At 53.0% G+C, this 11,451-nt stretch carries 14 protein-coding genes; 1 reads left to right on the top strand and 13 read right to left on the bottom strand.

Annotation, left to right across the window (positions count from 1 at the left end; translation table 11 throughout):
- Positions 1–71 precede the first annotated feature (71 nt).
- From QVO99_RS01300 to efp, 5 genes are all read right to left on the bottom strand, one after another.
- Complete coding sequence (locus tag QVO99_RS01300; RefSeq protein WP_022315783.1) at positions 72–836, bottom strand: UDP-2,3-diacylglucosamine diphosphatase; 765 nt, start codon at positions 834–836, stop codon at positions 72–74.
- An 85-nt stretch (positions 837–921) separates the two neighbouring features.
- Positions 922–1,242, bottom strand: coding sequence for a DUF59 domain-containing protein (locus tag QVO99_RS01305; protein WP_022315784.1), 321 nt, complete (start codon positions 1,240–1,242; stop codon positions 922–924).
- A gap of 115 nt (positions 1,243–1,357) precedes the next feature.
- Positions 1,358–2,056: a RadC family protein gene (gene radC / locus QVO99_RS01310; protein WP_082027914.1), complete on the bottom strand. Its 699-nt coding sequence runs from the start codon at positions 2,054–2,056 to the stop codon at positions 1,358–1,360.
- A gap of 17 nt (positions 2,057–2,073) precedes the next feature.
- Positions 2,074–3,114 (bottom strand): glycosyltransferase, encoded by a 1,041-nt coding sequence (locus tag QVO99_RS01315; protein ID WP_042518238.1) that lies wholly within the window; start codon positions 3,112–3,114, stop codon positions 2,074–2,076.
- A gap of 204 nt (positions 3,115–3,318) precedes the next feature.
- Positions 3,319–3,885: an elongation factor P gene (gene efp, locus QVO99_RS01320; protein ID WP_022315787.1), complete on the bottom strand. Its 567-nt coding sequence runs from the start codon at positions 3,883–3,885 to the stop codon at positions 3,319–3,321.
- A 240-nt stretch (positions 3,886–4,125) separates the two neighbouring features.
- Between efp and rpmH the strand changes: the two genes are divergently transcribed.
- The gene (gene rpmH / locus QVO99_RS01325; protein ID WP_013063965.1) at positions 4,126–4,281 is read left to right on the top strand and encodes a 50S ribosomal protein L34; all 156 of its coding nucleotides are present in this window, start codon (positions 4,126–4,128) and stop codon (positions 4,279–4,281) included.
- 260 nt (positions 4,282–4,541) lie between these two features.
- Here the strand turns inward: rpmH and cdaA are convergent, their stop codons facing one another.
- From cdaA to QVO99_RS01365, 8 genes are all read right to left on the bottom strand, one after another.
- Entirely contained in the window at positions 4,542–5,315 is a 774-nt protein-coding gene (gene cdaA, locus QVO99_RS01330; RefSeq protein ID WP_022315788.1) for a diadenylate cyclase CdaA, read from the bottom strand.
- A gap of 29 nt (positions 5,316–5,344) precedes the next feature.
- Complete coding sequence (locus tag QVO99_RS01335) at positions 5,345–6,226, bottom strand: dihydropteroate synthase (protein ID WP_022315789.1); 882 nt, start codon at positions 6,224–6,226, stop codon at positions 5,345–5,347.
- Positions 6,227–6,268: 42 nt separating this feature from the next.
- Positions 6,269–7,003, bottom strand: coding sequence for a NigD1/NigD2 family lipoprotein (locus tag QVO99_RS01340; protein WP_022315790.1), 735 nt, complete (start codon positions 7,001–7,003; stop codon positions 6,269–6,271).
- On the bottom strand, positions 7,003–8,154 hold the full coding sequence (locus QVO99_RS01345; protein ID WP_022315791.1) for a 1-acyl-sn-glycerol-3-phosphate acyltransferase: 1,152 nt from the start codon (positions 8,152–8,154) through the stop codon (positions 7,003–7,005). Before QVO99_RS01345 ends, QVO99_RS01340 begins: the two co-directional genes overlap by 1 nt.
- 24 nt (positions 8,155–8,178) lie before the next feature.
- On the bottom strand, positions 8,179–9,195 hold the full coding sequence (locus tag QVO99_RS01350; protein WP_022315792.1) for a D-alanine--D-alanine ligase: 1,017 nt from the start codon (positions 9,193–9,195) through the stop codon (positions 8,179–8,181).
- Between the two features lie 43 nt (positions 9,196–9,238).
- On the bottom strand, positions 9,239–10,297 hold the full coding sequence (locus QVO99_RS01355; RefSeq protein WP_022315793.1) for an RluA family pseudouridine synthase: 1,059 nt from the start codon (positions 10,295–10,297) through the stop codon (positions 9,239–9,241).
- Between the two features lie 93 nt (positions 10,298–10,390).
- A complete protein-coding gene (locus tag QVO99_RS01360) occupies positions 10,391–11,086 on the bottom strand; it encodes a PASTA domain-containing protein (RefSeq protein WP_022315794.1) in 696 nt (231 codons plus the stop codon).
- 109 nt (positions 11,087–11,195) lie between these two features.
- The coding region (locus tag QVO99_RS01365) for a hypothetical protein (RefSeq protein WP_288176850.1) at positions 11,196–11,451 on the bottom strand (256 nt) is incomplete at its 5' end.

Genomic DNA, 11,451 nt, shown 5'->3' on the forward strand with positions numbered 1-11,451 from the left:
CAATAAAGGCTGCGAATCTCATCGCAGCCTTTATTGCTATTATTGATATTGATTGATATTGATACTGTATATCACATCTTGCTTTCTCCCTCTACATATTCCTCAAGGAAGATATGTTCCCCGTCGTATACCACATAGGAGAACTGCCATATCCAGTCGCCCAGAATCATCATGCGCACCTTGCGCGAGAGCATGAGGTCGAGTTCGATATGGCGATGACCATACACGAAATAGTCGATGTTAGGATGGGTCTTCATATACTCCTTGGTGTATCTTACGAGATATTCCTTGTCCTCGCCCATATATGGCGGCTCCTTGCCGTCGGCACGCTTCATGCGGCTTCTCCTCGCCCATTCAAGTCCGAACCACATTCCCCAACGCGGATGCAGCGAACTGAAGAGGTGCTGGCAGAAGCGGTTGTGGAACACCTTGCGTATGAATTTGAAGCGCGAGTCAGGGTCGCCCAGTCCGTCGCCATGAGCCAGATAGAACACCTTGCCGTAGATGTCCACCGTTTCCGGCTTCTTGTGCAGGATGACGCCACACTCCTCCTCCAGATATCCATACATCCAGATGTCGTGGTTGCCGGTGAAGTAATGCACCTCCACTCCCATGTCGGTAAGCTCCGAGAGTTTGCCGAGGAACCGTGTGTAGCCCTTCGGCACCACATATTTGTATTCATACCAGAAGTCGAACATGTCGCCGAGCAGATATATCGCCGACGCCTTATGCTTTATGTCGTCGAGAAAGCGCACCAGACGGCGCTCGTGCATTCTGCTGTGGTCTATCGCCAGAGAGCCGAGGTGTGCGTCAGATAGGATGTATACGTTCTTCATAACTTGTGTTTTGAGTGTTATTGACATAGGGTGCAGCGTTTCCGCCGTGCGCGTGCCGTGCGCATGGCGATTCGGGAGGTCTGCGTCAGTCGATTCCCAGTTCGAGACGTGCCTCTTCGCTGAGCATGCTCTGGTCCCAGGCAGGCTCAAACACGAGGTTGACGTTAGCCGACTTCACTCCCTCAAGCGAGTCCACCTTCTGGCGCACGTCCTCCAGGATGAAGTCTGCCGCAGGGCATGACGGAGCGGTGAACGTCATGTCGATGTCCACATTGCCGTCATCTCCCACCTCAATCCTGTATATGAGTCCGAGGTCATAGATATTCACTGGTATTTCCGGGTCGTAGACGGTCTTCAACACGTCGACGATTCTTCCCTCTATCCTTGTCTTTTCTTCTTGTGTCATACTTAGATAATTAAATTAAATACAAAGATAGCGAAATAAATCAAAAATGAAGAATTAAGTTTGAAGAATATTTCCCGACAGCGGGAAATCATGGGCTTATGAGGCAGCGCACAAGCTATCTGTCGAGTTTTCCGTTCTCCATATAGCTGTAGTAGTCGCTGTCTGTAATCACGAGGTGGTCGAGCATGTATATCCTCATGGTCTCACAAGCCTTCTGCAGACGCTGCGTTATGCGGTCGTCGTCACCGCTGGGCCGCGGATTGTTGCTCGGGTGGTTGTGGCATAGAGCCACTACGGTGGCATTGCAGAGCAGTGCCTCCCTCAACACTACCCTCACATCTACTGATGTCTCGCTTATCCCGCCGCTCGAAATCCTGACGGTCTTTATGAGTTTGAAGTTCTGGTTGAGCAGGAGCACCCACGCCTGCTCCGTTGCGAGGTCCTGCATCTTGGGCCGCATATACTCATATATCGCCTCTGCCGAATCCATACGCTGGCGCTCTTCCGCTTTCTCGCTCTGGCGGCGCTTGCCCAGTTCGCAGGCAGCAAGGATGGTGATGGCCTTGGCTGGTCCGAGTCCCTTGTATCTGGCGTCGGTAAGCTCGCTGATGCTCTTCTTGCCGAGGGTGTTGAGATTGTTGTTGCAGTCGCCGAGCACGCGCTTCATCAGTTCCACGGCTGTCTCCTCCGGCGAACCAGACCCTATGAGGATGGCGAGGAGCTCAGCATTGGTGAGCGCCTCCGCGCCGAGTCTCATGAGTTTCTCCCTCGGTCTGTCTTCTTCTGCCCATTGTGTGATGTTGAGTTTTTCCATAGTCAGACGGGGTGGAATCATTTGTAGAATGTCTTCTCAAAAGCCTGGAACTCGTCTTTGCCCAACACGCAGCGTTTCCACCATGCCGAAAGGAATCCGCATCCATATCCCATCAGCTGCACGAAGGCGGCGGCGATGCTCATTCCACCGATTTTGGCGCTGCGGTATTGCTTTGTGGCATCGATGAATATCAACACGCAATATGCCAGGATTGGCAGCCACGGAGCGGCACACAGCCAATACCAGCGGTCGATGTCGTCGTAGTGCATCAGCAGTCTGCCGACGGCTGACGTGAGCACGAGAAGGATAACGCCCACGGTGAATACCATCGGGAGCAGATGCACGAGCTTCAGCGACTCCGGGTATTTCTTGTATAGGTTGATGCGCGCTATGCCGCTGTTGTATACCTGGCGGAAGAACTTGCGGAAGTCGGTACGGCGCTTGTGCCACACCCATGATTCGGGAAAGAGGCGGCATCTGCATCCTGCCTTGAAGATCCGGATGCTGAAGTCTATGTCTTCGCCGAAGCGCATCTTGGAGAATCCTCCCAACTTGTTGTATACGTCTCTCCTCACTCCCATGTTGAAGGAGCGCGGATAGAACTTGTCGAGCTTTTTCTTCTTGCTGCCGCGTATTCCGCCGGTGGTGAAGAAGCTGGTCATTGAATAGCTTATCGCCTTCTGCGTGTCGGTGAACGACGGATGGGCGCAATCCGGTCCGCCGAAAGCGTCGGCAGGCTCACGCTGCAGTTCCTCGCTCACGCTGCTGATGTATCCCGGCGGCAACACCACGTCGGAGTCGAGAATCAACACGTAGTCGCCTTTGGCACGCTCCACCCCATAATTGCGGCTCTGTCCGGGTCCGCCGTTCGGCTTCATATAATAATGCAGGTCGAGGGCATCGGCGTATCTGTCGCACACTTCCTTGCACGGCTTGCTGCTGCCATCTTCAACGATGACAACCTCAAAGTCTTTCTCTGTCTGCCCGACGAGACTTGCGAGCAGTTCGTCTACCTCGTCGGGACGGTTATATACTGGAACAATAATGGAGTATTTCATATCTGTTGTGTCAAGGGCTTCTGTTTTGTTGCTGCCACCATAATTTCCCCTTCGGGTATCATGGCGACATTCTTGGTGTTTGCCCGTATGGGCATGGAAACAAAAAATGGTGAAGCTCCAGCAGCCAGCCCACTCGTAGCAGGACACCATTGGATTCTTCACCACTTGTATGTCATCCGTCAATAAGACTCTTGTCAACGGTCATTATTCCTTCACGCGGCTCAGATAGCTACCGTCGCGAGTGTCAACCTGGATAAGGTCGCCCTCGTTGATGAAGAGAGGCACGCGGATCTCTGCACCGCTCTCTACTGTAGCAGGCTTTGTAGCGTTGGTAGCTGTATCGCCCTTGATTCCCGGCTCGCTGTGAACCACGCGGAGGTTTGTCTTTACAGGCATCTCGGCATAGAGCACTGTGTCTGTGTCAGCATCAGAAACAACTTCCACGATGTCTGACTCCTTCATGAACTCAACTCCTGACACGAGCTCTGCAGGGATAGGAGTCTGGTCGTATGTCTCCTGATTCATGAAGATATAGTCCTCTCCCTCTTTGTAGAGATACTGGTATGGGCGACGTGTGATAGAAACATCCTCAAGTTTCTCGCCGATATTGTAACGACGCTCAAGCACACGACCGTCTGTAACGTTCTTCAACTTGATGTTCATGATGGTGTTTCCCTTACCTGGCTTGCGGTGCTGGAAGTCGATGCAAACCCAAATGCCGCCGTCCATACGAACAGCAACGCCTTTCTTAATGTCCTGTGAATTAATCATTTTGTTTTTATTGCTTATAATTTATAATCTCATTTCTGAGGCTGAAATCTCCTCCTCAACAGTCATAACACCGTCAGGGATAGCGATTTTGCCTGTTTCCGACTGCAAAGTTACAACAAATTCAGAAAAAACCATAAAAGAAGTGCGCAAAAATCCGTTTACCTTTGGTTAAATCAAAAGAAATGAGTACTTTTGCAGCCCAAAGTGTATAAACAATAACAATAAATAAAATAAAAAACGATGAAAAGAACATTTCAGCCACACAACAGAAGACGTGTGAACAAGCACGGTTTCCGTGAGAGAATGGCAACAAAGAACGGTCGCCGCGTGCTCGCTGCACGTCGCGCAAAGGGTCGCAAGAAGCTTACTGTTTCTGACGAGAACCACGGCAAGTAATTTGCGCGCCTTTATCCAAAGAAAGGAAAACAGCAGAGGAGAACATCGGCATCACGCTGAATGTTCTCCTCTGCTTTTTTATTGTATCATCAAATCGGACTTATTATCCATCCAACCGGACTATATTATCGGATCATCCAACCGGACTGAATTATCAGACAAGCATATCATACCCTATTGACGGACAAACATATCGAACCCAATTATCAGACAAGCCGACAGGACGCGATACGGTCCCGTCAGCCCATGGTGTCTGTGCATCAGCCCAACAGCTCCTTGGTCAGTATGCTCTCAAGCAGCTCGCCGGACAAACGCAGGCGGAACTCGCCCTTGATAGCCACGGAGATGCCTCCCGTTTCTTCAGACACCACCACGGCGATGGCATCGCTATCCTGCGATATGCCGAGGGCTGCACGATGGCGCAGTCCGAGCTCCTTGGGTATGTCCACGCTGTGGCTCACCGGCAGGATGCAGCCGGCAGCACGGATACGGCGTTTCGACACCACCATCGCACCGTCGTGGAGCGGTGAGTTCTTGAAGAAGATGTTCTCTATAAGCCGCTGGTTGATATTGGCGTCTATGATGTCGCCGGTCTCTATGATATCGTCGAGCGACACCATACGCTCTATCACGATGAGCGCTCCCACCTTGCCGCGGCTCATGTTGATACACGCCATCACGATTGGCATGATGGCTGTCTTGTCCATATCCTTCTTGTTCTTGCTGCCCGACGAGAAGAGGCTGGCGAAGCGTCTCATCCGCTGATGCGCTCCGAGCGAATACAGAAACTTTCGTATCTCCTCCTGGAAGATGATGATGAGGGCTATCACTCCCACGCTCACCAGCTTGTCCATGATGCTGCCCAGAAGTCGCATCTCGAGCACCTGGCTCACGAAGAGCCAGATCACCACAAACACGATGATGCCGATGAACACGTTGAGCGAACGCGACTCCTTCATCAACCGATACAGATAGTATAGCATCATGGCGACGCATACTATGTCTATTATGTCTTTTATTCCAAATTCAAACATCCGTTTTTCTCCTTATTATATATATAGGCTCATTCTCCGCATCCGAGCATCTTCTCCACAATCTTCACCGTCTCCACACATGGCTTCACGTCGTGTACCCTCAATATCGAGGCTCCCTTGAGCAGCGACAGCGTGTTGACGACGGTAGTGCCGTTCAGCGCTTCGGCAGGAGTGGAATCCAGGAGTCTGAATATCATCGACTTTCTCGATGCCCCCACGAGGACGGGCAGTCCGAAAGCCTTCAGTTCGTCCATCCGCTGCAGCAGTATATAGTTCTGGTCGAGCGTCTTTCCGAATCCGAAGCCCGGGTCGAGGATGATATCCTTGACTCCCAGGTCGCGGAGCATCTGCACCTCTCTCGCCAGGTTTATCATTATGTCGCCCATCTCTCCATGGGTAGACATGAGGATATATGGCACACCGAGCTTTGCCACCATGCGGAAGATGGCGGGATACCTGCTGTCGTCGCTCTCCGTCTCTCCGTTGGGATTCGTGGCATCGGCGCCTCCGAAGGCTCCGTTGATGTTTCCCTCGGAAACGTCGTTGATTATAGCCGCCCCGAACTCCTCCACTGCCATCCGGGCTATCTCCGGACGGAAGGTGTCGATGCTGAGCACTGCATCAGGCTGCTGTCCTCTCACTATCGTCAGGGCACGCCTCATTCTCTGCATCTCTTCTTCTGCCGTCACCTGTGCCGCTCCGGGCCTTGTGGAGAAGGCTCCGATGTCTATCATGCTGCCGCCCTCCGTCACAATCTGGTTGGCGCGGTCGGCGATGTCGCGTTCCGTCTGCTTGCGGCTTCCCTCATAGAAGGAGTCTGGAGTGGCGTTCAGAATTCCCATCACCTGCGGATTTGAGAGGTCGATGAGTCTGCCGTTGGCATTGATTGTATAATTTGGTAATCCTTTCATTTCTTTCTTTTCATTTGTCTTGTCATGGCAGATCGGCACCGCCTATGGCTGGAATGTGCGGCTGACCACTCCCTTGTATGTGTTCACGCTCACCTCTATCTCGTCGCCGTCGCCGGGTGTCACCGGCAGTTCGTCGAGCGACAGACTGACATACAATGGTGTGGAATAGTATTGCGGCACTCCGTTCTGCGAGTGTGCCAGCATGAAGGAATGGCGCTGCGCTCCGCCGTCGAGCGTAGTGCTGCCGGTATAGACCCAACCTATCGCCTGCGCTGCCACATTACCGTCTGTTGTACCGGTTTTCAGTTGCAGTCCCAGGTTTATATACTTGTGGTTGTTGCTTCTCCATGCCGTTTCAATCACCACGGGGTCGGTGGGCAAATCGGTTGCCAATGCCATGCGGTTCACCACCTTAGGCATCAGCACCCTGCCAATCGCCACGGGGCGCACCGCTGCCTCCCTTGCCGATTCCGACAGTTGGGCGGCATCATAATAGAGCAGCGCACGGCACACGGTGTCTGGCGCTGACCATCCTGCCGCTATCGTCGGCTGGAGTGTCAGCGAGAGGGGCTGGAGTGTCAGCGAGAGGTCGTCGTCGGTGATTGCCGCCGTGAACTTGCCGTCGTGGTCGGCGAACGCCTTCACGAAGTCGGCACGCATATACGACAGACTGCCGTCGCCGGTGTCGTAAGCATCGCTGCTGCAAGCCGAAACGGCGAGAGCGAGCATCACCATACCGGCGGCGGCAGTCGTTATGTGTCGTAGAATCGTCATCATCAATCGGTTACGGCAAGGCTGTTTCTTGCCGGGTTAGCATACATGGTGAGCATCCGTTCTCTCAGGAACGCCTCATCCTTGTTCGGAATGTCAATCCTGGCAATCTGTCCCTGCAGATATTTCTCAAACACGGCCTTGTCTTCAGCCGTATATCTGCCGGCATGCGCCTCATTGCCTTCGAGCATGTCGAGGGCGATGTAGTTCGACGGATACAGGCGGTAGTTCCTGAATATCTCCTTGTCGATATGTTCGGCAATGACGTCAAACACCTTCGTCTTCGGAATATCCGGCGACAGGTTGTCGAGGAACCCGTCGATACACGGTGCGCAGTGGTAATGCACACCTCCCTTGTATCCCATGATGCCGGTGCGCATGCTGTTCACATCGTCGAGCGCCGTCTTCTTCCATCCCGGCACGTCGCGCCTGAGCTGGAACTCGGCAGCCTTCAGGAAGTCGCACGGGTCGTATTCGTAGGATATGGCGAGCGGCACGATATGCAGCTGGCGCAGACGGTCAACGGGGCTTCCCTCCCCTCCCATCGCCATCATCTTGAGGATGGACGGCTGTGTGCGGTCGTTGGAGTCTTTGGCTCTGCCTTCGCGCTGCGCAATCCAGATGTTGTCGTTCTTCTCGCCCACCACGTAGTGCATATACTCCGCCATCTTCTTGCTCGCCATGAGGAACTCCCTTGGCGAGAGCGAGCGCTGCACGATGAACGACTTGTTGAGTCTTACGAGGTCTTTCACCCATGGCAGCGACAGCAGATTGTCGCCGATGGCAATCTCGCATGTGGTGTTGAAGCCAGCGTCATAGAGCAGCACGTCGAGGAGCGCCGAATCGAGCACGATGTCGCGATGGTTGCTCACAAAGGTGTAACGCTTCGTCACGTCCACCGCCTCCACATTCATGTCGAACCCCTTGCTTGCCTTTGCCATAAGGTCTTTCAGAAAACCATAGCAGAAAGCGAGCTGGAACTCCAGGTTCGTCTTGCATGCCATCATCTTTGTCTTTACCGCCTCCAGTGGCACTCCTGGATAAAGATATCCGAGCACCTGTTGGAACTGTGCGTCCGAGAGCAGGCGTTCAAAGGCTGCAGGCAGCTCTTCGGGGTCGAAAGGACGTATATCGTCGTAAATGGATGGAGTCTTCATAATGAATAGTATTATGTATTATCGTTATCTGAACTGGTTCTCCACGATGTCCGTCAGCACATCCGTCATGTTCAGTCCGGCTGCCTTCACCTGCTGTGGTATGAAGCTGGTGGCGGTCATTCCCGGTGTGGTGTTTATCTCTATCATGTTCACCTTGTCCACCTCTTCGCCGTTGCTTCCCACTCCACGGCTGATGATATAGTCGATGCGGATAATACCGTTGCAGTGCAGGATATCGTAGATCCGGCTCGTTATCTCCTTCACGCGTGCCGTGGTCTCCTCACTGAGGCGTGCCGGTGTTATCTCCGTCACCTTGCCGTTGTATTTGGCGTCGTAGTCGAAGAACTCGTTCTGTGTCACCACCTCGGTAGCCGGGAACACCACGCTCTTCTCGCGTGTCTTGTAGCAGCCGATGGAGATTTCCGTTCCTTCGATGAATTTCTCCACCATCACGTCGTCGCTCTCCATTATTGCCTTGCGGATGGCAGGGGCGAGCTGGTCTTTGTTCTTCACCTTCGACACACCGAAGCTGCTGCCGTCGGCTGCCGGCTTCACGAAGCATGGCATACCGATCTTCTCCTCTATCTCATCGTCGGAAACGAGAGTCTCGTAGCCTTTGCGGATGAGCAGGCTGTCGGCAACGCTCACTCCATAGCCGCGCAGATACTGGTTGAGCACGAACTTGTCGAAGGTCATTGCCTCTACGAGCACTCCGCTTGTGGAATAAGGCAGATGGATGAGTTCGAAATATCCTTGCAGGATACCGTTCTCGCCCGGTGTGCCGTGGATGGTGATGTAGGCATAGTCGAACTGCACGAACTTTCCGTTGTCCATAAACGAGAAGTCGTTGCGGTCGATGGGTGCCCATGTGCCGTCGGCGAGTTCCACGCGCCAGTTGTAGCCTTTCATCTCAACGATATATACATCGTAGCGCTCCTTGTCGAAGAAAGAATAGAGTCCCTGTGCCGAGCGCATTGACACGTCATGCTCTGATGAGTCGCCACCACAGACGATGGCTATCGTACGTTTAAGATTTTTCATAATGATGAATATTTTAATGTTGTTATTTTCCGTTTTATTGTTTTCATTCTCTCACCGGCACCCTCTTCTGCCATTTCTCTATCAGCATCTGCATGTCGTCGGGCAGTTCTGACGTGAAGTCCATCTGCTGCCCCGTCTTGGGATGCACGAAGCCGAGTGTCTTGGCATGCAGGGCCTGGCGTGGACATATCTTGAAGCAGTTGCGCACGAACTGCTGGTATGTGCCGCAGCGCTCGCCTCTCAATATCTCGTTGCCGCCGTATCTCTCGTCGCTGAAGAGCGGATGGCCGATATGCTTCATGTGTGCCCTGATCTGATGCGTGCGGCCCGTTTCGAGGATACACTCCACGAGGGTGACGTAGCCGAAGCGCTGCAACACCCTGTAGTGGGTCACCGCCGGTTTGCCGATTTCGGAGCCGGGAGGGAACACTGCCATGCGCAGACGGTCTTTGGGGTCGCGGCCGATGTTTCCTTCTATGCGTCCGTCGTCCTCCACGAAGTTGCCCCACACCAGGGCGTTGTAGCTGCGGTGGGTGGTCTTGTTGAAGAACTGCACTCCGAGCTTTGTCTTGGCGAGTGGCGTCTTTGCCACCACGAGCAGTCCGCTGGTGTCTTTGTCTATCCTGTGCACGAGTCCCACTTCGGGGTCGTTGGGGTCGTAGCCGGGCACATCCCTGAGGTGCCACGCTACGGCGTTGACGAGTGTGCCGTGATAATTGCCGCATCCGGGATGCACCACCATTCCGGCGGGTTTGTTTATAACCATCAGCTCGGAGTCTTCATACACCACGTTGAGCGGTATTTCCTCCGGCTCTATGCTGCTGTCGTATTGCGGACGGTCGAGCATCAGTGTGATGACATCACCCGGGCGCACCTTGTAGTTGCTCTTCACCGGCTTTTCGTTCACATGCACGAAACCGGCGTCTGCCGCCTTCTGTATCCTGTTGCGGCTTGTATGCTGCAGGTGTTCGCACATGAACTTGTCGATGCGCAGCGGCACCTGTCCTTTGTCCACTACCAACCGCTGGTGTTCGTAGAGCTGTCCGTTCTCGTCGTCGGTCAGTTCTTCCTCGGTTGCCGGTATCATGGAGTCTTCTATCATTGTCTGTATTCCGTCGTTTTGTTGTCATTGTGCCAGTGCCGCTGTCGGCGCCCGGCTTGTCTTCTCGCTGTAGGGATTACGGTCTGCCGGTTTTTATTCCGGACCATTCACCACCTCGAAGTCGTCGTGGCCTCCCTCTCCTTCTATCACGCCGCCGTCGGTATGGGTTGCCGTAGAGTCGCCGTCGTTAGGCATATATTCAGGATCGGTGTATATTATGTCGTCGTTCATGTTCATCACTCCGTCGCCCACCTGTATCGTCAGCACGTCTTCGATAGACACTTTCTGTCCGTTCCTCAGGTTCTGTCCGTGACACACCACTCCATACACCCAGTCTTTCTCTCCCGACACATACTGTGGCGGTCCCACCTTGAATCCCATGGCTATCAGGTTTGCCCTTGCCTCTCTGTAGGAGTTGTTGTCGATGATGTCTGGGAGCGTGAGCATCGGCGAGTGTGCGGAGTTTATCACCACATACACCACTCTGCCTCTCTTCACCTTCGACCCGGGTGCAAGCATCTGGTCGAGCACGCAGTCGGGCGGCAGCGTCTTCACATATCCCGTGTCCACCACCTGTATGTCGAGGCCCCTGTTGGAGAGCAGCTGTTCGGCATCGCTGAACACCTTGTGTTTCACATCCGGCACCACTATCTCCTCACCGTGATGAGTGTATAGGTCGAGTCCGAACTTAACGCCGAGGCAAAGCAGCACCACAACGATAAGCATAGCTCCGATGTTAGCCCAGAACTTGCCGCTCATCAACTTTCTGAAGAATTCGTTTGCCGTCATTTAATAATTATCTGTCTTGTTTTTACCTTTATATTGGCAAAGATAGTGAAAACGAAGACAATACCAAAATAAAATCTTTTATTTTTTATCCCAAATCGGTCATTAGGGCTTAAGCCATGATTTTTCGAAAGTAATATGAGTAAAAGTTGCCAATATCGCTGATTCTTAGTAAAATCAAGAATTGCGAAAAAACTGTCAGACCATCTGGTTTTTCGCTGTAATGTTCTGACAAACAGGCAGTTGACCATCTGGCGATTGTCAGCCAATTGTCTGGATGGTTTTTGCTGGCGAAAGGAATTGTCAGATGTAAGGAATTCAGACGACGGGAATTGGATGCGTTGGCAGAATCCTGAAAACAGGAATAT

This window comes from Prevotella sp. CAG:592 (assembly GCF_000436015.1).
Lineage (GTDB): Bacteria > Bacteroidota > Bacteroidia > Bacteroidales > Bacteroidaceae > Prevotella > Prevotella pectinovora.